At 67.2% G+C, this 24008-nt stretch carries 20 protein-coding genes and 1 pseudogene; 4 read left to right on the top strand and 17 right to left on the bottom strand.

What is annotated here, in order from left to right; genetic code table 11:
• Positions 1–32 precede the first annotated feature (32 nt).
• A complete protein-coding gene (locus Drose_RS26060; RefSeq protein ID WP_260723953.1) occupies positions 33–2096 on the top strand; it encodes a hypothetical protein in 2064 nt (687 codons plus the stop codon).
• Between the two features lie 78 nt (positions 2097–2174).
• Positions 2175–3845 (top strand): right-handed parallel beta-helix repeat-containing protein, encoded by a 1671-nt coding sequence (locus Drose_RS26065; RefSeq protein WP_260723954.1) that lies wholly within the window; start codon positions 2175–2177, stop codon positions 3843–3845.
• Positions 3846–3944: 99 nt separating this feature from the next.
• Here the strand turns inward: Drose_RS26065 and Drose_RS26070 are convergent, their stop codons facing one another.
• The 15 genes from Drose_RS26070 to Drose_RS26140 all read right to left on the bottom strand — a co-directional run bounded on the left by Drose_RS26070 (position 3945) and on the right by Drose_RS26140 (position 20348).
• Positions 3945–5138 (bottom strand): acyl-CoA dehydrogenase family protein, encoded by a 1194-nt coding sequence (locus tag Drose_RS26070; RefSeq protein WP_260723955.1) that lies wholly within the window; start codon positions 5136–5138, stop codon positions 3945–3947.
• 10 nt (positions 5139–5148) lie between these two features.
• Positions 5149–6339 (bottom strand): CaiB/BaiF CoA transferase family protein, encoded by a 1191-nt coding sequence (locus Drose_RS26075; protein ID WP_260723956.1) that lies wholly within the window; start codon positions 6337–6339, stop codon positions 5149–5151.
• Positions 6333–7823 (bottom strand): aldehyde dehydrogenase family protein, encoded by a 1491-nt coding sequence (locus tag Drose_RS26080; RefSeq protein ID WP_260723957.1) that lies wholly within the window; start codon positions 7821–7823, stop codon positions 6333–6335. The genes Drose_RS26075 and Drose_RS26080 overlap by 7 nt, the downstream gene beginning before the upstream one ends.
• Complete coding sequence (locus Drose_RS26085) at positions 7820–8872, bottom strand: dipeptidase (protein ID WP_260723958.1); 1053 nt, start codon at positions 8870–8872, stop codon at positions 7820–7822. The genes Drose_RS26080 and Drose_RS26085 overlap by 4 nt, the downstream gene beginning before the upstream one ends.
• A 32-nt stretch (positions 8873–8904) precedes the next feature.
• Positions 8905–10242: an amidase gene (locus Drose_RS26090; protein WP_260723959.1), complete on the bottom strand. Its 1338-nt coding sequence runs from the start codon at positions 10240–10242 to the stop codon at positions 8905–8907.
• Between the two features lie 201 nt (positions 10243–10443).
• Positions 10444–11925 (bottom strand): ABC transporter substrate-binding protein, encoded by a 1482-nt coding sequence (locus Drose_RS26095; RefSeq protein WP_260723960.1) that lies wholly within the window; start codon positions 11923–11925, stop codon positions 10444–10446.
• An 81-nt stretch (positions 11926–12006) separates the two neighbouring features.
• Positions 12007–12915 (bottom strand): ABC transporter permease, encoded by a 909-nt coding sequence (locus Drose_RS26100; RefSeq protein ID WP_260723961.1) that lies wholly within the window; start codon positions 12913–12915, stop codon positions 12007–12009.
• Positions 12912–13829 carry an ABC transporter permease gene (locus Drose_RS26105; RefSeq protein ID WP_260723962.1) on the bottom strand — a complete coding sequence of 306 codons (918 nt, stop codon included), beginning with the start codon at positions 13827–13829 and terminating at the stop codon, positions 12912–12914. The genes Drose_RS26100 and Drose_RS26105 overlap by 4 nt, the downstream gene beginning before the upstream one ends.
• A 27-nt stretch (positions 13830–13856) precedes the next feature.
• Positions 13857–14891 carry a dipeptidase gene (locus Drose_RS26110; protein WP_260723963.1) on the bottom strand — a complete coding sequence of 345 codons (1035 nt, stop codon included), beginning with the start codon at positions 14889–14891 and terminating at the stop codon, positions 13857–13859.
• A gap of 13 nt (positions 14892–14904) precedes the next feature.
• Positions 14905–15963: an ABC transporter ATP-binding protein gene (locus Drose_RS26115; protein ID WP_260723964.1), complete on the bottom strand. Its 1059-nt coding sequence runs from the start codon at positions 15961–15963 to the stop codon at positions 14905–14907.
• Entirely contained in the window at positions 15960–16988 is a 1029-nt protein-coding gene (locus Drose_RS26120; protein ID WP_260723965.1) for an ABC transporter ATP-binding protein, read from the bottom strand. Before Drose_RS26120 ends, Drose_RS26115 begins: the two co-directional genes overlap by 4 nt.
• A complete protein-coding gene (locus Drose_RS26125) occupies positions 16981–17991 on the bottom strand; it encodes a succinylglutamate desuccinylase/aspartoacylase family protein (protein ID WP_260723966.1) in 1011 nt (336 codons plus the stop codon). The genes Drose_RS26120 and Drose_RS26125 overlap by 8 nt, the downstream gene beginning before the upstream one ends.
• Entirely contained in the window at positions 17991–18836 is an 846-nt protein-coding gene (locus Drose_RS26130) for a tetratricopeptide repeat protein (RefSeq protein ID WP_260723967.1), read from the bottom strand. The genes Drose_RS26125 and Drose_RS26130 overlap by 1 nt, the downstream gene beginning before the upstream one ends.
• A 157-nt stretch (positions 18837–18993) precedes the next feature.
• On the bottom strand, positions 18994–20100 hold the full coding sequence (locus Drose_RS26135) for a GntR family transcriptional regulator (RefSeq protein ID WP_260723968.1): 1107 nt from the start codon (positions 20098–20100) through the stop codon (positions 18994–18996).
• Between the two features lie 50 nt (positions 20101–20150).
• A complete protein-coding gene (locus Drose_RS26140; protein ID WP_260723969.1) occupies positions 20151–20348 on the bottom strand; it encodes a hypothetical protein in 198 nt (65 codons plus the stop codon).
• A 1007-nt stretch (positions 20349–21355) separates the two neighbouring features.
• On the opposite strand from Drose_RS26140, the gene Drose_RS26145 reads away from it, so the two are divergent.
• Together Drose_RS26145 and Drose_RS26150 are read left to right on the top strand one after the other, a co-directional pair.
• The gene (locus tag Drose_RS26145; RefSeq protein WP_260723970.1) at positions 21356–21805 is read left to right on the top strand and encodes a hypothetical protein; all 450 of its coding nucleotides are present in this window, start codon (positions 21356–21358) and stop codon (positions 21803–21805) included.
• Positions 21806–22030: 225 nt separating this feature from the next.
• Positions 22031–23281 (top strand): M23 family metallopeptidase, encoded by a 1251-nt coding sequence (locus Drose_RS26150; RefSeq protein WP_260723971.1) that lies wholly within the window; start codon positions 22031–22033, stop codon positions 23279–23281.
• 57 nt (positions 23282–23338) lie between these two features.
• Here Drose_RS26150 and Drose_RS26155 read toward each other — a convergent pair whose 3' ends face one another.
• The gene (locus tag Drose_RS26155) at positions 23339–23476 is read right to left on the bottom strand and encodes a type II toxin-antitoxin system YoeB family toxin (protein WP_260723972.1); all 138 of its coding nucleotides are present in this window, start codon (positions 23474–23476) and stop codon (positions 23339–23341) included.
• A gap of 4 nt (positions 23477–23480) precedes the next feature.
• Positions 23481–23660 (bottom strand): annotated as a pseudogene (locus Drose_RS38825) (type II toxin-antitoxin system Phd/YefM family antitoxin); the annotation flags it as partial.
• Positions 23661–24008: the final 348 nt, after the last annotated feature.

The raw sequence follows: 24008 nt of genomic DNA on the forward strand, positions 1-24008 counted from the left end.
CATCGACGGATTGGCCGACGGAGGTTCTGGCAATGCCAACACCGAAGCGGGACGCCAGGCGATACATCGACCTCAAGGATCGTAACGCGTTGGTCGAGTACGCCAGGGCGCTCGACGCGGGCACGACCACCAGGGCGCTGGGCAGGATCCTCGAGGGTGGCGACGACGAAGCACCCGTCGCAAACGCCCAGAAGATCCATCAGTGGCCCAAGGCGTGGAACACCACATTCTTCGAGGCCCGTCATTTCGGTGCGGAGGCGCTCCGCCAGACGGACGCCCTGACGCAGTTCGCGAAACACGTGCAGAACGGTGTCTTGGCGCTCCAGGAGGCGGCCGGCACGTTCTACACGAGATACACCGAGGCCGAGCGCAAAGCGCAGGCGGCACTCCAGCGTCTCGATCGCGATCTGCTTCGCGAAACGCTGAACGACCCCATTCCTGAGTACCAGACCTACGCGGCGTACGACAGTCACGGCTGGGACCTGCGCAACGCGCACCCGAGCTCCATCGAGAAGGGCTCCGGGCTTCCCGCTCCGGGTGTGGCCGACGCCTACGGCCCGTCCGTCGGCATCGCCTCGACGGCGATGGCGCCGGCGGGCACCACGGACTGGCGCAAGGACGAAAACGTTCCGGGCACCATCCTGTTCCGTGTGTGGTCCGTCGTTCCGGCCGAGCCCGTGCACTACCTCAGCGTCCTCGCCCAGCAATGGGCGGCGATCGGGGCGCAGTTCGCGGCCGTTCAGGCGCACGTCACCAAGGTGTCGAAGGAGTTGAAGGAGGGCTGGGACAGCCCGGCCGCCGACGTCTTCCAACAACGCGTGACGGAGTCCGCCGCCGCCATGGCGTACTGGGCGGCCAGCAGCCAACAACGCAGCACGCAGCTCGCCGGCCTGATAATGGCCGCGGCAGAGGCCAACCGCAAGATCAACGAGGTGTACGCGACAGCCGTGCGCGAGATCAACGAGATGATCAACAGGGCGAACCAGATCCTGGACAAAGCGCGGCAGGGCACCCCGCCCGACGAGGTCACGCCGATCAGTGTCGCGGGTGAGCCCTACCAGAGTGAGTCCGACTACCTCCGGAACGTCAAGCGGTACGTCGAGACGCGGTACCACGAGTACGACATGAAGGCGGCACCGATCGCCGAGGCGTTCGCCAAGGCGTACGTGGAAGCAACGCCCTGGACCGCTCCGGCGAGATATCCGGGGCTGCTGACCGAAACATCATCGACCGGCCTCCCGCCGATGCCGGATTCGAGCCGGCCACGCACCTCCGTGCCCTCGGTGCCCGGTAGCGTCGGCAAACCGCCGGGCGTCGGCAAACCGCCGGGCATCGGCTCACCGCCGAACATCAGCTCACCGCAGAGCCCGCAGAAGATCATCGATGCCCAGAAGAAGGCCTACGACAAGTCCATCGCGGATCTCAAGAAGACCCAAGAGGACGCGCTCAAGCAGCAGAAGAACAATGCGCTGAAGCAGGAGAAGATCAACGCCGACCAACTGCGACAGCAACAGCAGCAGTCCAAAAAGGCCATCGATGAGCTCACCAAGCAGATAAGCACCAAGTCGCCACAGCTACCCAACGTGTCCGTACCGAACCTTCCGGACACCGGTGCACTGCCCGTGCTGCCGGGCCTTCCCGGCCTCGCCACGCTGCCGGCCCTGCCGAACAGCCTCGGCGGCGGGGGTATCGACGGGTTCAAGAACTCCTCCATCAGCGCCGGCCTGCCCGCCGCGACCGGAGCCGTCGACCTGATGGGCCGCGGCGGCACACCGGCCGCGACCACCACCGCCGGTGCCGCGCTGACCGGGCGTGCCGGGACGGCGGGCTCGGGCCTGGGCGGCATCCCGTTCATGCCGGGTGCGGGCGCGCCGCAACAGAGCGGCGGCGGGTCCGCGCTCAGCGGGCGCAAGGGGCGCCCGACGCTGCCTGAGGAGCAGCAGAAGCCGGTGACGCGGCCCAGGGTCGTCGACCCTGAGGGCGACGGGACGGCCGACGCCCGGCCGGCACGCGACACGGACCGTCGTGCATCCGTGACCAGGCCACCGCGCGCGCCGGAGGTCGAGCCGGGCCAGGCGCTGGGCCGGACGGCGTGACGATAGGCACGGGCGGCGCCCATACCGCCGGCCGCCTGGTAAGGTCCGGAAACACTCTCCCAGACGCCTCGTGGAGCCATGACAATCACGTTGCACGTATCGGTCTCATTGCCGGGTGCGTATCCGACGATCGGCGACGCCGTCCAAGCCGCACCGGACGGGGCGACCGTCGTCGTCGCCCCGGGTGAGTACCGTGAACGCCTGACGCTCAACCGACGGCGGCTGACGCTGACCGCGGCCGAAGGACCGAACACGGTCTCGGTTTCCGCCGGTGTCGCGGGCGCTCCCGTCATCGACTGCCAGGACTCCGCTGTGGAGTTTCACGCTCTGACGCTGCACGGCGCGGACGCGCCGGCCGTCTCCGTCGTCGGCGGCAGCATCACCATGCAAGACTGCACGCTGACCGCCGGCGCCGCGATGGCCGTCAGGATCCGCACGCGTGCCACCTTCGACCTGGCCCGGTGCAGGATCTCACGGGCACACGTCGGCATGCACCTGGACAACTGCGCGGGCACGGCGGTCGACTGCCAGATCACCGACGTGGTCGAGGACGGCGTTCTGATCGGCTCGGCGGATCCCGTGCTGCGCAACTGCACCATCGCCGACTGCGGCTACCGGGGCATCTACATCTATGATTACTCGCGGCCGACCGTCGAAAACTGCGAGGTCACCCGGGTCGGGGACATCGGTATCGCGGTCGCCCAGCAGAGCTCGCCGACGCTGCGCGGGTGCCGGGTCGGCGAGACACGCGGGGTCGGCATCAGCGTCGCGGTCGACTGCGGCGGCGAGCTGATCGACTGCCGGACCGAGCGCACGGCGAGCCCCGGCGTCTTCGTGGCGCCCGGATCACGAGCCGAGATCAGCACCTCCGACCGGCGGCCCAGTGCACAGGTCGGCGCCACGGAGCGACCCGTTGCCGCCGACCAGGCGGCAGTGGAGGGGCTCCTGGCCGAGCTGGACGGCCTCATCGGGCTGGCCGGCGTCAAGTCGGAGGTCCGAGCGCTGATCGACGAGATCCAGGTCAACGAATGGCGGCGCAGCGGCGGTCTCACCGTCGCGCCCACCTCGACCCATCTCGTGTTCGCCGGCTCGCCGGGCACCGGTAAGACCACCGTGGCCCGCATCTTCGGCCGGTTGCTGGCCGCGCTGGGCGTCCTGCCGACCGGGACGTTCAAGGAGGTAGCCCGCCAGGATCTGGTCGGGCAGTACCTCGGGCACACCGCGGAGAAGACCAACGCCACATTCGAGTCCGCGCTCGGTGGTGTGCTGTTCATCGACGAGGCCTACACGCTGTCGCGAAGCTTCGGATCCGGCGGTGACTTCGGCCAGGAGGCCATCGACACGCTCGTCAAGCTGATGGAGGACCACCGGCACGAGGTCGCCGTCATCGTCGCCGGGTACACCGACGAGATGCACCACTTCCTGAGCGCCAACCCCGGCCTCGCGTCCCGCTTCAGCAAGACGATCGAGTTCGAGAACTACACCGTGCCGGAGCTCTGCCGGATCCTCGGCAGCATGGCCGAGGCGAGCGAGTACACAGTCGAGCCGCGCGCGATCGAAGCCAGCGGCGCGTATTTCCAGCAGCGGATGTACGACCCCAACTTCGGCAACGGCCGTGAGGCGAGGAAGCTCTTCGAGGGAATGCGCAAGGCCCAGGCGCAACGCCTTCGGCAGTTGAACCGAATGCCCTCGCAGGACGAGCTCCAGCTAATCACCGTCGACGACCTCCGGGGTTCGGCCCTTATCTGAACTTCATGTTCAACGCCCGATCCGGTTAAACGGGTACAACGGCGACAGGCCGCACCACAGCGCCGTGCCGGCCGGCACGGCGCCGCACGGCGAACTCGGTCACCGGAAGGCGGACTGGCCCGTGAGCGCCTGACCCACCACCAGGGTGTGCATCTCCACGGTTCCCTCGTAGGTCAGGACCGACTCCAGGTTGTTCGCGTGGCGCATGACCGGGAACTCCAGCGAGATCCCGTTGGCGCCGAGGATGGTCCGGGCGGTTCGGCAGATCTCCAGCGCTTTGGTCACGTTGTTGAGTTTGCCGATGCTGACCTGGTCCGGCCTCAGCCCGCAACGGTCCTTGAGGCGCCCCAGGTGAAGCGCAAGCAGCATGCCGTTGCTGAGCTCGGCGTTCATCTGCGCCAGCTTGGCCTGGGTCAACTGGAAGCCGGCAATGGGTCGACCGAACTGGTGGCGCTGCGTCGCGTAGGTGACCGCGGCGTCGAAAGCGCTGCGGGCGGCGCCCATGGCCCCCCAGACGATGCCGAAGCGTGCCTCGTTCAGGCAGGAGAGGGGGCCCTTGAGCCCGCGCACGTCCGGGAACACCGCCGCCGCCGGAAGCCGCACGTCGTCGAAGGTCAACTCGCTGGTCACGGAGGCCCGCAACGACATCTTGTGTTTGATGTCGACGGCGGCGAACCCAGGGGTGTCGGTCGGGACGACGAAACCACGGATGCCGCCGTTCTCGGCGCCCGCGTTGGCCCACACGACGGCGACGTCGGCGATCGAACCGTTGGTGATCCACATCTTGGCACCGTCGAGCACCCAGTCGCTGCCGACGCGGCGCGCACGGGTGCGCATGTTGCTCGGGTCAGAGCCGTGGTCGGGCTCGGTGAGACCGAAACACCCGATCGCCTCCCCCGCCGCCATCCGCGGCAGCCACTCCTGCTTGTGCTCCTCCGTGCCCCAACGCCAGATCGCGAACATCGCGAGGGAACCCTGGACCGACACCAGCGACCGGATGCCGGAGTCGGCCGCTTCCAGCTCGAGGCAGGCCAGTCCGTAGTCCACCGCACTCATGCCGGCACAGCCGTACCCATCGAGGTGCATGCCGAGCAGGCCCATGGCACCGAACTCCTTGGCGAGCTCCCGCACCGCGGGAAGTTCGCCGCGCTCGAACCAGTCGGCGACATACGGCAGGACGCTGCGTCGGCACACCTGGTTGACCGCGTCCCGCACCGCCTTCTCGCTCTCGCTGAGCACCGTGTCGAGATCAATGAGGTCCAGCGGCCTCGGCGTACTGGTACTGGTCTTCAACGTACTTTCCTCACGCTACGTCGTGCTCGGACGGGGATGCGGTCGCCGACAGCCATGCGAGGATCTCGTCGGTATCGGCACCGTTGTCGGGTGGTGGCGTCGGCGCGGCGGTCCGGTACCGCGACCAACTGACTGGGTGCCGAAGCTGGCGCGTCCATCCGTCGCCGACCTCGACGGTCGGGTCCAGACCGAGCTCCTCGGCGAACGCGATCGCCTGCGGGATGTCGTTGACCTTGCCCACGGGCACCCGCGCGGCGCGCAACCGATCAACCCAGACGTTGCCGTCGGCGGCGCGCAGGAGGCGCTCCAGTTCGGACACCAGCTCGTCGCGGTGCGCCACCCGGTCAGCATTGGTACGGAACTCGGGTCGCCCCGCCAGCCCCGCATCGCCCAGAGCTGTGACCATACGCGCGAACTGGCCGTCGTTGCCGCAGGCGACCGCAATCAAGCCGTCGCGGCAACGCAGCGTCTCATAGGGAACGACGCTCGGGTGCCGGTTGCCCATCGGCTGCCCCGCAGCGCCGGTCTCCAGGGCGGCTTGCCCCTGATTGACCAGCGAGCCGAGCAGGCTGGTCAGGAGGCTGACCTCGATATGGTCGCCCAGGCCGGTGCGTTGCCGGGCGATGACGGCCGCCAGGATGCCGGCCACGGCGTCCTTGCCGGTCAGGACGTCGACCAGGGCGACACCGACCTTGACCGGATCACCGTCCGCATGCCCGGTGATGCTCATCAGGCCGCCGACCGCCTGGACGATGAAGTCGTAGCCGAGCAGGTCTCGCCCGCCACCGCTGCCGAAACCAGTGATCGAGCAGTAGACCGTGCCAGGGTTGCGGGCGCTCACGGCCCCGTATCCCAGACCGAGCCGATCCATGGTTCCGGGCTTGAAGTTCTCGACGACGATGTCCGCCCGGACGGCGATCTCGAAGGCGGCCTCGCGGCCGGCCGGATCGCCGAGGTCGAGCGCTATGGAGCGCTTGCCACGATTGAGGCTCTCGTAGTAGGTCGTGCTGCGCCGGGAGTACGGCGGGCCCCAGGTGCGGGTGTCGTCGCCCGTCCCCGGTCGCTCGATCTTGATGACCCGCGCACCCAGGTCCGCCAGCGTCATCGTCGCCAACGGGCCGGCCAGGACTCTACTGAAGTCGGCGACCACCGATCCTTCCAGGGGACAGCCGAGCGGCGACGCGTGCGGCCCGGTCACCATGGCCTGCCCTCCTGGTCGTACCGGACCAGCCGCCACGGGTTGGCGTCCTGCAGCGCCGGGGGAAGCGCCTCATCGGGGACGTTCTGGAAGGCGACCGGCCGGGTGAACCGTGCGAGCGCGTCGGCACCCACACTCGTGGCGTCCGGTCGGCTCGTCGCCGGCCACGGTCCACCGTGGTGCATCGCATCGACGCAGGCAACGCCGGTGGGCCAGTCGTTGACGACGACTCGTCCGGTGCGGCCGGCGAGCTGGGCCACGACGGAAGACACGTCGGGATCCGCCCCGTCGGCGGAAAACACCGATCCGGCCAGTGCGGGCTGCATGCGCGAGAGGATCTCCCCCACCTCCGCGAAGTGACCGTACTCCGCGACCAGCCCTACCGGACCGAAGCACTCCTGCAACAGCCGCGAACCCTGACGCAGCACGTCGGGTGAGACCGAAAGAGCAACCGGGCGGACGACATGTTCCCCGTCGGCGGGGCCGCCAGTGGCGAGCACCTCGGCGCCGGCCGCCACCAAATCGCCGACTCCGGCTCGAAACGCGTCGGATATCCCCGCGGTGAGCAGACGGACTCCGTCTCGCGAGGACAGCGCAGCCGCGATCGCCGCGGCGGCACCACAGCCACGCGGCACGAGCAGCAGACCGGGCTTGGTACAGAACTGCCCCCCGCCGCGGGTGAACGATTCGACGAAGCCGGCAGCGATGGGCTCGATACTATGGGCGGCCCCCGGGGTCACCACGACGGGATTGACGGTGCCCATCTCCGCGAACACCGGAATCGGCAGCGGGCGCGCCCGGACGGCGTCAACCAACGCCATCCCTCCGGATTGCGATCCGGTGAAGGCCACCGCGGCGATCTCCGGCAACTGGACGAGGGCCAGGCCCTCCGTGAAGCCCTCGATCAGACCGAACGTGCCGGCCGGTGCGCCGGCGGCGTCCAGTGCGGCCGTCACCGTGCCGGCGATCGCCCGCGACAGTCGCGGATGCGCCGGGTGGGCTTTGACCACGACGGAACAACCCGCCGCGACGGCCGCGCAGGTGTCGTGGCCGAACACTCCGAACTTGAATGGAAAGTTGCTGGCGCCGAAGACCGCAACGGGGCCGATCGAAAGGTGCGCCTTTCGCAGGTCCGCTGCCGACCCGCCGGTCCGCCGCTGGGCCTGTGCCCGCAGCCAGCCGCCGCCCTCGCCGACCGCCGCGTAGTAGCGGGCATTCGCGGCGGCATCCGTCAGTTCTTGGCGCAGTCGCACTTCGCCCAGCCCGGTCTCCTCTTCCGCGAGCGCGACCAGGAGCTCCGCCCGCGAGTGCAGCGCCTCGGCCACGGCCTCCAGCCAGCGGCGCCGCTGCGTTGGTGCGGTGGTGCTGACGCCTGCGAAGGCCGTCGCGGCCGCGCTTGCCGCCACGGCCGCCGAGACGCCGGGCAGATCGTCGAAGCCGGTCGTCGCGCTGCCGGCAGGGGCCGGCTGGCCACAATCTGACCTCAACGCTTTCCCCAAGCCGTCTCGAACACGCGAACGAGGTTTCCGCCCAGGATCGCGCCGATCTGATCGCTGGTGTACCCGAGCTTGACCAGGAGTTCGCTGAAGACGCCGTACTTGCGCAGATCGCCGTCGAAGCCGACGGGATAGTTGTGGTGACGCGCGTCGCCGACGAGGTCGGGATGCTCGTGGCGGTGCCAGATCCGACGGGTCTCGTTGTTCTCGTTGATGTCGGTGGCCAGGCCGACATGTTCAACGCCAACCAAGTTCACGACGTGGTCGAGGTGTGCTGCCAGCGCGTCCAGCGGCGCGGCTGATCCGGTCCGCTCACGCACGAAGGTGCTGTACGGCGTCAGGCAGATCACGCCGCCCTTCTCCGCGATGGCCCGGATCTGGTCGTCGGTCCGGTTGCGGGGATGGTCGTAGACGGCTCGGGCGTTGGCGTGGGAGAAGATCGACGGGTTCGCGGAGGCCTCGATCGCCTCGGCGGTCGTCCGATCTCCACAGTGGGAAAGGTCGACGACGATGCCGTACTCGTTCATCGCCCTGATGACGTCCCTGCCGAACAGGCTCAACCCCGCGTTGCCCGGTTCGAGGCAGCCGTCACCGATGTAGTTGCGAGTGTTGTAGGTCAACTGCATGATCCGCACCCCGAGGGAGTGGACGAAGCCGACCATCTCGACGACGTCCTCGATGAGGTCCGTGCCCTGCGGCCCGAAGATGATGCCGGCCCGCCCCTCGCGCTTCGCCCGCCGGATGTCGTCGACCGTCAGGCAGAGGATGGCCTTGTCGGCGGCCGTCGCGATCCACGTGCGATGTGCCCGCAGCTCTTTGACGGCGTTCACCGCGCCCGACGACGAATGCGGGACCGTCACGTTGGAGACGGTCACCCCGCCCTGGATCATCTTGTCGAAGAACTGCTCCTGGATCGGCCGGTCCAACCATGGGTCCACGATCCCGACGTTGGAGCAGTCGATGACGACGGCGTCGTCGTACGCGGCCTTCGCCGTCGCGCGGTCTGTCGGTGAAAGGCCGAGAGGGTTGTCCCTGTCCACGTTGATTCCCTTTCTGCCGGGCGCTTCCCGTGTCAGCCCACGGAGGTCGTGGGACGGAGCTGATGGTGGCTGGTGTGCTGCTGATAGTGGGAGGCGACAGCGAGCAGCAGCCGATCACTGTGACGCGGTCCGACCAGGTGCAGCGACACCGGCAGGCCGTCGTCGTCCAGGCCGCACGGCACGGCCACGCCGGGAAGTCCGGCCAGGTTCGCCGCAGCCAGCAGCCGGTCCGCGACGGACGTCGAACCTCGCGGCCGACGCGGCTCGTCACGTAGCTGAGGTTGATCGGAGATACTCACGCCCACCACCAGGTCCACCTCGCGAAACACGTTCGCGAACTGTTCCCGGGCCTGCCTTTGGACGTCGAGCGCCTCCGCGTATGCCGCCGCCGGAATATCGCGGGCGGCGCGCAGGCGCGCGAGCTGACCGGCGTCGGCCAGCTCAACGTCCGGGCTCCAGATGAGGTCGCTCAGCGACCGGTGCGCGTCGGCGCTGACGATCAGCTCGATCGCCGCCGAATAACCGATCTCTCGCGAGATCTCCACCGGCCGGACCTCGCCGACGAGCGCCGCCAGTTCGTCGAGACCACGGCGGGCGGTGGCCCGCATCGGGTCAGCGACCCGGTCCAGGTCGTTGGGCGATATCCCCACGACGAGCCGGTCGACTGCCGGTTGTCGCGCGGGAACCGCCGGCTCGGGGCGACAGTCATCATCGATCCCGTCCGGACCGATGAGCGCCTCGGCGACGAGGGCACAGTCCGCCGCCGTTCGGGCCAACACACCAACCTTGTCGAGCTTTGCCGACAGCGCCATCATGCCGGTGCGGGGAATGCGGCTCCACGTCGGCCGGTAGCCGGTGACTCCGCAGAAGGCCGCGGGCTGGACGACCGAGCCGCCGGTCTCCGACCCGAGGGCGTATGGCACGGCACCGAGTGCCACGGCGATCGCCGAACCGCTGGAGGATCCGCCCGGGAAACGGTCCGGCGCCCAGGGGTTGCGCGCCTGGCCGTGTGCGGACACGCCGGGCCGATCCGTCCCGCCGCCCCCGGCCAGCGACGAGGTCACCAGCTTCGCCACCAGGACACCACCCCGCCGGCCGAGCCGGTCGACGACGGTAGCGTCCTCGTCGAGGATCCGGTCGCGCAGACTGGTCACGCCCCAACTGGTGGGCGCGCCACGGGCGGCGATGACATCCTTCACCCCGTACGGTATGCCCAGCAACGGATCCGGGTCGCCCGCGGCTATCCGGGCATCAGCGGCGACTGCCTCGGCCATCGCCCGGTCGGCGGCCAGCGCCGCGATGGACCCGAACGGCCGGCCCGCACGGTCCGCCCGATCGAGACAGCGACCGGCCAGATCGACAGCACGCACTCGGCCCGACCGTAGCTCTGACGCGAGCTGCGCGATCGACGGCGGCCACGGCTGGTCAGCAGCGCTCTCCAACTGAGACATGGGTAGCCCTCACCTCTACGCGGTGCAACAACTGGACATGGCGGGTAGGGCGGCTCCCTGTGGCATCCCTTCCCCGGTGCAGGCTCTTGCCACCGGAGGAAGGGATGCCGAGCCGTCGCCCTACTTCTTCGTGAGTGCCCTGACGTCGAGGAACTGCGAAGCCCGCGGCGTGAAGCCTTCGATCTTCCCGTTCAGGCCGTACGCGTCCTTGGCCTGGAACAGCGGGATGAACGCCGGGTTCTGGTCGAACTCGTCAAGCATCGACTTGAAGATCTTGGCGCGCTCCGCCCGGTCCGCCGAGGCCAGTTCCTGCTTGATCAGTTCGTCGATCTTTGGGTTGGCGTAGTAGGCGTACCGGAACGTGGACTCGAACTGCTGGTACATGAAGTGCGAGTCGGGCGGGGGCAGCGACCCCGAGTAGAACACGCCCTCCAGTTCCTTGGCGACCAGCCGCTGCAGGAACGTGCCGGACTCGAGCAGGTCCTGCTTGACGGTCAGCCCGATCGCCTCGAACTGGGTGGCCAGCGCCTGCCCGACCTCCTTGATGTTGGTGGACGAGTACTGCAGGTGGAACTCAAAGCCGTTGGGGTATCCGGCCTCGGCCAGGAGCTGCTTCGCCTTAACCGGGTCGTAGGTCGTCGGCTGGCGCGTCTCGTCGTGCCCGAAGAAGGCGGCCGAGGTGATCTGACCCTTGAGCGGGAATCCGTGACCGTCCAGCGGCCCTTCCAGCAGCGCGTTGGTGTCGACCGCGTACCGCAGCGCCAGGCGAACCTTCGGGTTCTGCAGCGGCCCCGGCTTGATGGTGTTGAAGGTGGCGTAGTAGATGCGGTTGGACGGCCGGGTCGCCAGCTTCAGGGACTTCGTCGCCTCGATCTGCTCGACCGAGCCGCGCGGCACGTCGACGACGACGTCGACCTCGCCGCTCTGCAACGCGGCCACCTGCGCCGCGGGATCGGGAATGATCCGGAACTCCAGCACGTCGAACCCGACCTTGCCGTTCCAGTAGTCGGGGTTCCGCTCGAATGTGATCTTTACACCCTTGGTCCACTCCTTGAACTTGTACGGACCGGTACCAACGGGTGCGGCGGCGAACTCCTTTTCGCCCACCGTCTCGAAGTGCTTCTTCGGGTACTGGAAGCTCCCCATGGCGAGGCTGGCGAGCACCAGGTCGGACGGGCTCGCCGCCTTGACATCCACGGTGTTCTCGTCGACCACCGCAATACTGCCGATCGAGTTGGTGAACGCCTTGTACGCGTTGGCCTTGAGCATCGTCTCCAGGCTGAACTTCGCGCTCTCCGCGTTGAATGCCTCGCCGTTGGTGAACTTCACCCCGGTGCGCAGCTTCACCCGCAGCGTCAGCGGGTCGACCTGCTCCCACGATTCGGCGAGGCGCGGCTCGAACTTCGTGCCATCGGCGGAGAACTCGATCAGCTTCTCGTTGACCTGCTCGCTGATGTTGATTTCGAGCTGGGACGTCGACGAGTTGGCGAACAGACTCCTGGTGTCCGCCGTCTGCGCCACCACCAGCCGTGACTCCCCCGATGAGCCGCTGCCGCCGCCGCTGGAGCAGCCGGTCAGCGCGAGCACTGCCGCGGCCGTCACCGCAATTCCTAACCGCATGTTTCGTCTCATGCTGAATCCCTTGGTCGACTGAATTCCTTGGTTATGCATCCGACGTGTCATTCAGCTCTCTCGTCCTTCCGGATCCAATACGTCACGTAGCTCGTCGCCGAGCAGACTGAACGCGAGAACTGCGAATACGATGAAGAGTCCCGGCAGGGCGGACGCCCACCACTGCCCGTACAGGAACTGCCGCCCGTCGGCGATCATCGCCCCCCAACTGGGATTGGGCGGCTGCACCCCGAGTCCCAGGAACGACAGCGCTGATTCCACGAGCACGAGCTGCGCCAACTCGAACGTGACCAGCACGACGAGAACGGACGTGAGATTGGGCAGCAGATGCCTGACCATAATCTTGGTGTGGGTGAGTCCGCTGGCCCGGGCCGCCTCGACGAACTCCCGTTCCTTCAGGGCGAGCGTCGAGGTGTACACGACCCGGGCGTACGGGGCCCACGCCGTGATGCCCAGAATCAGTATCAGGTTCAGAACGCTGGCGCCGAACGCGGCGACGACGGCGATGAGCAGCACCATCACCGGGAACGCCAGTTGGACGTCCGCCAGGCGCATCACCAGCGAGCCGTACCAGCCCTGGAAATAGGCGGCCGTGAGACCGAGCGTCACGCCGACCAGCAGACCGATGAGCGCGGCGGCGATCACGATCCCCAGGGTGTATCGAGCGCCGGCGATGAGCATGCTCAGGATGTCCCGGCCGAGCAGGTCCGTCCCTAGCAGGTGGTCGCTCTTGCCACCATCGAGGAAGATCGGCGGCTGGAACTTCCGTCGCTGGTCGCCGCCGGTCGGGCTGTGCGGCAACCACGATACCGGCGTGAGCGCGAAGAGCAGCAGGACCGCGATGACCGCGCCACTGAAGACTGCCGTTCGCCGGCGAAGCAGTTGCTTGACCACCCGCAGTCGGTGCCCGCCGGACGCCTTGGTGACAGCTACCGGCCCAGGCTTCGGTTGCGCGCTCATCGGAGCCGGATCCGCGGATCGATGCGGGCACTGATCAGATCAACGCACAGGTTGACCAGAACGAACGCCCCCGACGCGAAGACGACGATCGCCTGCACCACCGGGTAGTCCCGGGTCGAGATGGAGTCCACCAGCAACCGGCCCAGGCCCGGCCAGGAGAACAGGGTCTCGGTCACCACCGCGCCGCTCAGTGCCGCGCCGAGCTGCATACCCACAATCGTCACCACCGGAATCAGCGAATTGCGCAGCATGTGTGTGAGAAGGACCCGGCGCTCGGGAGTTCCCTTGGCCCGCGCCGTGCGGACATAGTCCTGTCGCAGGACATCCAGCAGCGATCCCCGGCTCACCCGCATGATGAGCGGTATCAGTGCCGCGGCAAGCGTGATGCTGGGCAGGATGAAGCTCTTCGGCGACTCGTTTCCTGTGGTGGGCAGGATGCCCAGCCACACGCCGAACACGATGATGAGCAGCAGGCCGAGATAGAACGACGGCAGGGCCTGCCCGGCGAGCGCGAACGTTCGGCCGGCCTTATCCGCCCACGTGCCACGCCGAAGCCCGGCGAGCAGGCCGAGCGGCAGGCCGAGCAGGACTGCGATCGTCATCGCCACAACCGTGAGTTCCAGCGTCGCCGGTAGCCGGTCCGCGATCAGCGACGTGACCGAGTCGCCGTACCGGATTGAGTTCCCGAGATCTCCGGTGACCGCGTTGCCGAGAAACCGGAGATACTGTATCGGCACGGGCTGATCCAGTCCGTTGAGCTCACGGAACGCGTCGATCTCCTCCGGCTCGGCGTTGGGCGGCAGCATCGTGGCGACCGGGTCGCCGGTCATGCGGACCAGAATGAACGCCAGCAGGGTAACGCCGAGAAGCGTGGGTAACGTTTGCACCAAACGCCGCCCGATGAGCTGAAGCATGGAGCCTCCTGGGATTGCGACCTGAAGCTAGGCGCGCCAGACCTGATCGAAGACCCGGAGGAAGTTCAGCCCCAGGATCTTCTGTACATCGCCCGAGTCCAATCCACTGTCGAGCAGCGCACCGGTCACGTTGGGGAAGTGGGCGCCGCGGCTAAGGTCGCGGACCCGCCGGTCGTCCCATTCGAATTCCTTGACCGGCTCCAGCTCGGGGTTGCGCGCGATGTCCCTCGCATGCTTCTCCGGCGTGTTGGTCTCGTCGAAGTCCAGCCCGATGCCCACATGGTCCACGCCCAGAAGATCAATCAGGTAGTGGACGTGGCGGACGAATTCGACCAGGCCCGGCCGCACGCCGAACGCCATCTTGTTGAAGCTCGACAACGCGGTGACGCCGACCACGCCGCCCGTCGTCGCGATCGCCTTGAGGGTCTCGTCATCCTTGGCCCGGATGTGCGGCGTCACCGCGTTCGGATGGGCGTGGGTGAGCACGACCGGCTGGTCGGAGTGCTCGATCGCGTCCAACGTCGTCGGCTTGCTGCAGTGGGACAGATCGATCAGGATGCCGAACGCGTTCAACTCCTTGACCAGCGAGCGGCCGAACCCGCTCAGACCGGCCGGATTCGTCTCGCCGCAGCCGTCGCCCACCCAGTTGCGCTTCTGGTAGGTGAGCTGGAGAACCCGCAGCCCGAGGTCCCAGAAGGTTCCCACCAGCGACAGGTCGGTGCCCAGGAAGAGGGAGTCCTGCGGACCGAGGATCGCCGCCTCCCGGCCGGACGCCTTGGCGTCGTGAATGTCTTTGGTGGAGGTGCACAGCCGAATCCGGTCGGGGTTCTCGTCCAGCCACCGCCGGAAAGAGTTGATCTGCCGCAGGGCCTCGGTGAGACCCACCCCCGGAATGGTGACCGTGTGGTTGGTGGCGGTGACGCCACCCGGGTCCACCCGCTCGAAGTGCGCATCGGATTCGATGATCACGGCGCTGCCGTCGATGACTATCGAATTGGCGTGCAGTTCGGCCGCTTCCTGGCTCGGCACGTACGGCTCGACCTGGTTCAGGGTTGTGGACATTCGATCGTGCCTTTCATCGAGGGCTGCTGCCGGATCGGGCCGTGTCAGCGGTGAGCGGGAAATGGCAGGCGACGGCTTGGCCGTCGCCCACGTTCGTGATCGGCGGCCGGGCGGTCCGGCATACGTCGGGCTGGTCGAGGGCCTGGAACTTCCAACACCGGGTGTGAAAGACGCAGCCGGCGGGAGGGCTTTCCGGGCTGGGCAGATCGCCCTTGAGCAACACCCGGGTCCGGCCCCGTTCGATCGTCGGGTCGGGAATCGGCACCGACGACAGCAACGCCGAGGTGTACGGGTGAGCCGGGTGCGCGTAGAGGCTCTGCCGGTCGCCGATCTCCACGATGTTGCCGAGGTACATCACCGCGATCCGCGTGGAGATGCGACGCACCACGGCGAGATCGTGCGAAATGAAGAGCAGCGTGAGCGAGAGTTCGTCGCGCAGGCCCACGAGCAGATTGAGGATCTGGGCCTGGATCGAAACGTCCAGAGCTGAGATCGGTTCGTCGCAGACGATGAACTCGGGTTCCGCGGCGAGCGCCCGCGCGATGGCCACTCGTTGGCACTGCCCACCCGAGAACTCGTGCGGGTACCGATGCGCCATCCCCGCGTCGAGTCCCACCTGAACCAGGAGCTCGGCCACCCGCGCCTCGACCTCGCGCCCGGACCGCAGGCCAAAGGCGCGAATGGGTTCGGCGATGGTCGCTCCCACGGTCATCCTCGGGTTCAGCGATCCGGTCGGATCCTGGAAGACGATCTGCATGCGACGGCGCAGGTTCCGCATCCGGCGCGACGTACCGCTCGAAATGGCGTGCCCGTCGAAGACCACCGAGCCGCTCGCGAGGTCCCGCAGGCCGATCATCGCCCGCCCCAAGGTGCTCTTGCCACAGCCGGACTCGCCGACGAGTCCGAGCGTCTCGCCGCGCGCGATCCGCAGGTCGACACCGTCGACCGCCGTGATGAGCGGGCGCTTGCCGCCCTGGCGACCGCGCCCGCGGAACTGGACCCGAACGTCGCGAACGTCCACCAGCGAGGTCGCGGACTCCGCCGGGGGCGGGGACATCTGCTCGGTCGTCACGCGACCCACCCCTCAACGTCGGTGCCGAAGCAACGGGCCCACCGGCCGGGCCCACGCGTGGTCAGCGCCGGCTCGCCGCGCAGGCACACCTCCCGGGCGTGGTCGCAGCGAGGCGCGAATCCACAACCGGTCCGCCGCAGTGCCAGGTTCGGTGGCTGACCCTTGATCGGCGAGAACGGGCTGTCGACGTCGTCGTCGATCCGCGGCAGGCAGGACAGCAGTCCCTGGGTGTACGGCATCTGGGGCTTGGCGAACAGCTCGACAATGGGCGCGGACTCAACGAGCTGTCCGGCATACATCACGTTGACCCGTTCGCAGATCCCGGCGGCGACACCGAGGTCGTGCGTGATGAGCAGTACGGCGGTGCCGATCTCCGCTGACAGCGTCCGCAACAGGTCCAGAATCTGGGCCTGAACCGTGACGTCCAGGGCCGTGGTCGGCTCGTCCGCTATCAGCAGCCGCGGCTCGCAGGCCAGCGCGATCGCGATCATGACACGTTGGCGCATGCCGCCGGAGAACTGATGCGGGAAGTCGTCCAGACGACTGCGCACATGCGGGATACCGACCCGGCCCAGCAGGTCGGCGGCACGCCGCCGGGCCTCTGCCCGGGTGACGCCGAGGTGTGTGCGCATCGGCTCGGCGATCTGGAAGCCGATGGGGAGGGTCGGGTTCAAGCTGGTCATCGGATTCTGGAAGATGAAGCCGATGGACCGCCCGCGCACGGTGTTCAGGTCACGCGTTCCCAGCCGAGCGAGATCGCGACCGTCGAACATGATCCGGTCTGCGGTCACCCTGCCGGCGGGCTTGGCGACGAGCCCGACGATGGACAGGGCGGTCACGCTCTTGCCCGATCCGGACTCGCCGACCAGTCCCAGGGTCTCGCCGCGCCCGATCGAGAAGCTGACGTGGTCGACCGCACGAACCACGCCGTCCCGTCGCACGAACTCTGTGCACAGATCGACCACCTCGAGAACGGGTGGCCCGACTTCGGGCGGTCGCGGCTCCGACGTTGCCGGTTCAGTCATCGGCCGACCAGCGCGCATCAGCGGCGTCGATCACACCGAACGCCCAGTCGCCGGGCCTCACCAGGTAGCTCACGGCGGTGTAGAAGAGCCACCCGTCGCACGGACTGGTGAGCCGTTCTCTCTCCACATACGTCTGCGGGCAGACGACGGTCCCGAGCAGCTCGCCGGCGCGCACCTCACCACCGAGCGGTCGATCGCTGTGCTCCGGGACGAGCAGGCCACCCACGCTGGGGTTCACCCGGCGGGTGGTCGTGTAGCTCAACACCCGATCCGGCAGAACGGGATCGCCGTCGAGGATGCCCAACGCGATGGCCAAGTTGCGGACCCCGCGCACGATGTCGGCGATCCAGGCCGTCGCGGCCTCCTCGGAGAACCCGCCGCCGCCGATCTCCACGAGCACCGTGGGGATGCCGAGCGTGGCACCGGCGAACCCGGCCAGCGAACGCGGTCCCGGAAAGCCACCGGTAACGTTGAGGGCGCCCACGACCGGATATCCGAACGCGTGGCCGAGCTGTCGAGACCTCGCGTTCAACGCGTCGTCGGCAAAGTCTTTGCCGTAGCAGACCGCGCCGAACGCGGAATTCGACGGCCCGAGGTGAAAGTCGACAAGCGCGTCCGAGCCCGCCACCACCTCGCTGGTCAACACATTCGTGAGCTGGTTGGCGATCCACGTGTTGCTGCCACCCCAGGCCCGGTTCATGTCGGGCTCGTCCGCGGAGACCTGGGTGACCCGAGTGCCGTCCCGCAGCGCCGGCGGGTTGCAGACGGGAACGATGTTCACCGTGCCAGCCAGGTCCTCCCCCCTGAGGTCGCGGACCACCTCGTACAGGGCCCGCACCGTGAACCACTCATCGCCGTGCTGCGGCCCGAACAACGACAGCGTCGGGCCGGGCCGCGAACCTTTGATGGTGTGCACGGCAATGGAGATCTCGGTGCCGTCGCGGTCGAAGCTGACCGGCAGCCGCCGCACCTCGTGCCGGCTGGCCATCGCATTGCCCGCCATCAGTTCCCCCCGGCGAGACGCTCGAGCTCGACCTCGGCCGCGATGTAGCCGAAGGCGTCTCTGAATCCGTGCTCGATAACCTGCTGGAAGAGCTCCCGGGCCCGGTCCGGCTGCCCGTTGTACAGGAACCAGTTGCCGGCACCGTATCCCTGCGTGGCGACGCTCAGGTGGCTGCCCGAGTTACTGCCGATCAGATCCTCGGGGGTCGCCTCCCCCTTGTAGAGCTTCAGCCGCCGCAGGTAGAAGTCCTCCTTCGCGCTCACCGAGTAGTCGGCAATCCGTACCGCGGCCATCAGGGCCTCGGCTTCGGCTAGCTGATTCGATCGACGCAGCGACATGTATCGCCAGTCGAGAATGGCGACCCGCAGATCGTCGTCGACGGCCACCTCGTTCGCCCGCTGGAATGCCTCGTCCGCGCCCCGAAAGTCACCGAGCAGGTACTTCGCCACGGCCAGGTGGTACCAGATGCTTCCGTGCAGGGTGCTCTTGTACATGCCGCTGGTCGCCGCGATGGTCTCGTCGTCGACCGGGATGTGCTGATCGCGCACCTGCGACTCCCGGCCCATGATGATGTTCATGATGTCGGGTTCGGTGTCCGCCTGGTAGAACTCGTGCTCGTCGGGCTGGCCCGCAATGAGTTCCCCAGCCCGTTCGAGGTCCGCGACAGCGCCGTGGAAGTCGCGGATGGTGATACGCCGGTGACCGCGGTAGCGCAGCAGCCGGGCGTCGTCCGGATGCGATTCGATCGCCTCGGTGAGGATGGCGACAGATTCGGCGGGCTTGTTCAGGAAGCCCTTCAGGCGCGCGCCGTAGATGTATCGGTCCACCTCAGTCAGCACAGCCATCGTTGAGATCCTTTCGATTCATGCATGGTCGTCGTGCCTATCGATCGATAGGTCGCACAAATTGATGCCGTTCTCCGGATCTACCTGAACAGGTACGCAAACCGGGGGAACTCGTAGAAGTCGAAGGCGAGCGTCGCCCCGTACGTCAGCGTGGGGCTCATGGCTGCTCCACCTTCGCCGAGATGGGCGCGCTCTGAGCCTGCGACGCCCGCAGGTACTCCCGCAGTTCTTCGATCGACTCCGTGCGCAGTGTCATGGACAGAGCGATGGCCGGCATCGATCCCGCGCACCGCTGGACCAGTTCCGTCAGGTCCGTGGTGTGCACGACGACATTCGCCTTGCGGCAGTGTTCCCGCACCGTGGCCTCGGCGAGATCGTCCCCGGCGAGGTCCAACTGCTCGCGGAGGCCATGCTCCTGCAGTATCCCGAGGGCAATCGACCGCGACAGCGGCTTGGACAGCAGCAACACCCGGGCATCCGGCTCGATATTGAGCAACTGGTCAGTGACACTCCGGGACAGTTCGGACATCATCACCAGCACCGAGTCGGTCCGGTCGCCCAGCAGACCGACGAGATAGCGCTTGTACACCAGTGGCGTGAGGATCAGGTCGGCCCGCTCCACCAGGTTCACGGCCCCGACGACCCCGCTCTCGAGTTCGTCGAGGAAGACCGGGAAGACGCTCACCGGCAGTTCGTCGGCGAGGGCCTTTCGCAGCTCCTCGACGTGCGTCTCGATGGACGAGCCCCTCGCCCCGATGAACACTATGTCCATGGCCCAGCCGAGCCTCTCAGCCGCCTGAGACATTGCCCGGCGCAGATCCGGCGTGCTGTAGCCGATGCGCCGCAGGGCCTTGATCGCGTTGTCGAGGATGATGCTTCCGGCCCGCTCCATTTGTTCCTTCGCGGCCTGCTCGAGGTTCTTGATGTCGACGACCGTCGTTCCCACGCCGACCGCGCTGGCCAGCAGGCCCTCACCCTGCAGCGCGGCGTACGCCCGCCCGACGGTTGCCGACGTCACGCCGATCGCGGCGGCGAGCCGGCGCGCCGACGGCAACCGGGTGCCCTCCGGCACCCGCCCGGTGGCCAGCTTGTGCCGGATCGTGTTCTGGACCTGTTCCACGGGCGGGATCGCGCTTTGCCTGTCGATGACGATCTCGTGGAGGATGCTGTCCCAGACCGGCGGGCCGGAGGGCGGCCGGCGTGGCGACGGCGGGCCGGCCTCGCCCTCGACGCCAGTGTCGTTCTTGTGGTTCCCCGGTGCCATCCCGCCTCCATCGTGAACACGTGAGGCCCGGACGGGCTACCTCGAATGACTCAGCGTGTCAGGTGGGTGAGACGATAAGTGGGGCCGATCTGGAACGTCAAGAGCTTCCGGGTTGTACTGAGTTCACCGAACCCTTCGACGGAAACCATGATCACTGTCGTGAAGTCGGGGATCGGAAGGCCGTAAGGAAGGTCGGCGGCGTACTCACGGCGATGCCGCGTCAGCCAGGCGGCGTTGGCGGCGCTCATCCACAGGTTTCGAGCATTGCTCGTGCGTGGACATGGAACGGTCCGAGAGCGAGGCGCTACTCTCGGACCGCGTCCAGGTAGTTGTCAGCCGATCAGCAGGTCTGATGACAGCCGAGTTTGAACACTAAAGGTCAGTGACTGAAGGTGATCTTCGCGGCGAGAACGCCATTGTGTGTATCTTTTGCCGTGATGCGGATCTTCGGCGTGGCTACATTGTTGCCCCACGGCACCGTATGATAGGTAGAGGGCCCTGGAGCGATTGTCCCGAGGGAGTACCACGTGGGTCTGCCGTGCTCAATCCCGTACACCTCGACCACGGCGCGCTGGTGGGGGTGGTCCCTATCCCCGAACACCTCATACGTGACTTTGGTATGACTTGATCCGAAGACGCTGCAGTTGGACGATACCTCAGTGTAGGTGCCGCCGACCCAGTCGATCCCGGAGCCTCCGCAATTGGCGGCGGCTTGTGCGGAAACCGCGGCAGCTTGTGCGGGAACCCCCGCTGTACCGAGAACCATTGCGGTTCCGACTACCGCACTAGTAAGCATGTGACGCATACGAGTCGAACCGGCCGGTAGTGTGCGTTTACGCATTGATCCTCCCGATGATCGATTCTCGCCTTCCTGTTCAGAGTTCAACAGCCCACTCATCCGCAGGTCAATCCACTGGGATCGTTCCGAACAGTTCCGAACGCTCAACGCCCACCACGACCTGTGGGGTTCCAACAAGGTAGACCAGACGTAGCGACACGGGTAACGATGATGCCCGATGGCATCGCCCAGCGCGGTGCATCCGTCCAGGTCAATCACGATGACGGGGTTCTGGAACCCTACAGCGTTCGAACGGGAGGTACGGAACGAGCCGTGTCGAGATCGAGGCGGCCCAGGAGAGCTCCGCGCCCGACGAGGGTTTCGATCCCCTGACTCGGCCCGGGCGATGACGCGGGGGCTACACCCGAGCGCGATGCGACCTGCGCAACACTGACATCCGGCCCGTTCTCCGAGGAGTTGACCGAGGAACAGTTTCGAACGAGGCGAACGCTTGGCGAGAACATTCTGTTCACCGCGGGGGGAATGGGCTGGGGTGGGCAACCGGCGGGCCTGGGCGATGGTGAGTTCCTGCTGGAAGGAGGGCGCGATTTCCTCGACGCTCCCGAAATCGCGTACCGCGCGGCGGGCGGCGTGGCCATCGGGCGTGACACCGTTGGCGACGGCCGCTGCGGCATCGGTGAGGCCGTCGCGCACCTCGGTCAGCATCCGGACCTTGACCTGTGCCGGGCCGACAAGAGCGGCAGCCAAGGCTGCGACGTGGTCCTCAATAGGATCGCGGCCTGGCACGGTGCCGTGGTCGAGGGAGGTCACGTGGCCGGCCTCAGCACGACCTCAAACGTGTGCTTCCTGTGCCGACCGCACGCTCGCCCACGACCGCCCCCCATCACACAGATAGTGATGGATTGATGATGCGACCGGCGTGAGGTCAATGGCCGGCTCAGCCACCCGCCTGGGCGGTCCGAGGCGGGTGGCCCCTGGCCCGGTGTCCACATTCGGGTGAACCCTGCGGCTTCAGCTTTCTACGATCGGGTTCTTTCCATAGATTCATTGACATGTTTCTGCTGGAATTCCCTGACTCTAGATCCGTTGACCAAGGCCAACCGGCCTTCGCCGACACGTAAGGAGCAAGCCGTGTCCACATACTCCTACATCGCCAGCCGCGCGTTCGCCGCCGCAATGATCACGCTGCCTGCGGTGCTCTTCGGGGCGATTCCCGCCCGAATGTCGGTGGCCGCCCCGCCAGCCGCCCCGGGTAGCAGCTTGTACGAAACCGTATCCGCCGCAATCATGCAGCGGGCGCGACTGAGCCAGACCCAGGCAACCGCCGCCGGGCGACACGCGCGGGTCGACGTCCAACGCCAGGCCGGCGACTGGGCCTTCGGCAGTGCGGTGCTGACCGCACCCGCGAAACCCGACCGGTACCCGCTGGGGTGGATGTTCCTCGCTCACCGCACCGGTTCTGAATGGGAGGCGGTCCTCGACGGCACCGCGAATTTCAGCGCCTTGGCCAGTCAAGCGCCGACAACCGTCCTGTCCGCCCGGGAGCGTCAAGTGCTGGGACCGACCGCCGTCACGATCAGGTCCACGGCAGACACCACGTACAACACCGGGCTGCGCCTGCCGTTCGCGATCGGCCAGTCCTGGAGACTCACCGGCGGACCGCACGGTTGGAACGGCTCCGACACCCCATATAGCTCGATAGACTTGAACGGTGGGGACTTCCGAGTGCTGGCTCCCGGCAGTGGCACCGCGTATCTGATGTGCGACGGGGACAGCTCGGGACAGTACGGCGGCTGGGTTCGTGTCTACCACGACAGCGGCTACACCACCGACCATTACCACATGTGGTCGCCTGTCAACTACAACGGCGGCTCCGTTAGCGAAGGGGCCTTCCTCGGCTACACCGGCACCGACGTGTCCTGTGGCGGCTCTGCCCCCTATCGGCATGTCCACTGGTCCATCCTCAACGGCGACACCCGGGTTTCGTGGAACACGCGATCTGCCGGCAAGTGGACGTTCATCAATGGACCATCCGCGTACGGCGGCTACGCGCTGCATGGCAGCACACTCGTCGCCGCCGGGGGCCAGCACACAGATACCGGTGGATTGCTGTACAACTACGGGGCCCTCAACCTTGACCAGGGCGTCGTTGACGCCAACGACGATACGTACATCAACAAGCGCTCAGGACCCGGCACCGAGTACGCCATCGTCGGATCCGCTTCCGACGGTGCCACCGTCACCATTTCCTGCTGGCGCAACGGCACCAGCCTCACCGGCCGCTGGGGCACTACTGCGGTCTGGGACAAGCTGACCGACGGCACCTGGGTCAGCGACGCGTTCGTCTACACCGGAACGGACACCATCGGTCCGAACTGCTAAAGATCTCACTGTGGGCCCGCGCCGCACGGCGCGCCGGCCTCGGCGGACATGAGCGCCTCAGCGGAGGACCGGCTTGCCGATGCCCTGATGGCCGTTGCGCCGGACGTCCTCGATCAGCGCGTTCACCCGCTTGAGCAGCTCCCGGTCCTGCTGCCAGCTCAGGTAGTCCTCCCAGCCGCGGGAGGCGAACTGCACCTTCTGCGGCGGAGGCGGACGACCCGTCCGGGTCGATCAGGTCGTGCATCTCGCCGCCGCCGGTGCGTAGCTCCTCGATGGCTTCGTTCAGCCGACGGGCGTTGGCCGGGCTCGCCATCAGGTACGCCGTATCCTTAAGTGACTCGTACTCTCGCAGCGAAATGATGACGGCGGCCTCACGGCCAGACCAAACGTGCTGGTTCGCGAGGCCCCGTACTCCAAACGTGCGGCGCGTATCCGCAGGTCCACGCGATCTAGCTTCCCAACGTCCGCCGCCGATGGGGCGATCGAAGGGTGCGCATGCCGAAACGGTGCCCGGCGTGCTGAACGGTTGCGCCACATCCGATCACCATCGGAACACAACGCGATCGCTGCAGCGTGGGCTACGAGACCCTCGACCGCCGGTCGTGCGCCCTCGCGACAAGCCAAGATCGACGTACTCATCTGCCGAGAGTCGCGCGGACGCGCCAATGCCTATAAGCAGCGACGGTGCCGGTACGACGCGTGGCACAGCGAACGATCTCGTCGTCGA

The organism is Dactylosporangium roseum, assembly GCF_025264685.1.
GTDB lineage: Bacteria > Actinomycetota > Actinomycetes > Mycobacteriales > Micromonosporaceae > Dactylosporangium > Dactylosporangium roseum.

Coding starts and splice junctions, on each gene's coding strand:
- Drose_RS26060 (WP_260723953.1), top strand. CDS start 33: ATGCCAACACCGAAGCGGGACGCCAGGCGATACATCGACCTCAAGGAT.
- Drose_RS26065 (WP_260723954.1), top strand. CDS start 2,175: ATGACAATCACGTTGCACGTATCGGTCTCATTGCCGGGTGCGTATCCG.
- Drose_RS26075 (WP_260723956.1), bottom strand. CDS start 6,339: ATGGTGACCGGGCCGCACGCGTCGCCGCTCGGCTGTCCCCTGGAAGGA.
- Drose_RS26100 (WP_260723961.1), bottom strand. CDS start 12,915: ATGAGCGCGCAACCGAAGCCTGGGCCGGTAGCTGTCACCAAGGCGTCC.
- Drose_RS26105 (WP_260723962.1), bottom strand. CDS start 13,829: ATGCTTCAGCTCATCGGGCGGCGTTTGGTGCAAACGTTACCCACGCTT.
- Drose_RS26110 (WP_260723963.1), bottom strand. CDS start 14,891: ATGTCCACAACCCTGAACCAGGTCGAGCCGTACGTGCCGAGCCAGGAA.
- Drose_RS26120 (WP_260723965.1), bottom strand. CDS start 16,988: ATGACTGAACCGGCAACGTCGGAGCCGCGACCGCCCGAAGTCGGGCCA.
- Drose_RS26125 (WP_260723966.1), bottom strand. CDS start 17,991: ATGGCGGGCAATGCGATGGCCAGCCGGCACGAGGTGCGGCGGCTGCCG.
- Drose_RS26130 (WP_260723967.1), bottom strand. CDS start 18,836: ATGGCTGTGCTGACTGAGGTGGACCGATACATCTACGGCGCGCGCCTG.
- Drose_RS26135 (WP_260723968.1), bottom strand. CDS start 20,100: ATGGCACCGGGGAACCACAAGAACGACACTGGCGTCGAGGGCGAGGCC.
- Drose_RS26140 (WP_260723969.1), bottom strand. CDS start 20,348: ATGAGCGCCGCCAACGCCGCCTGGCTGACGCGGCATCGCCGTGAGTAC.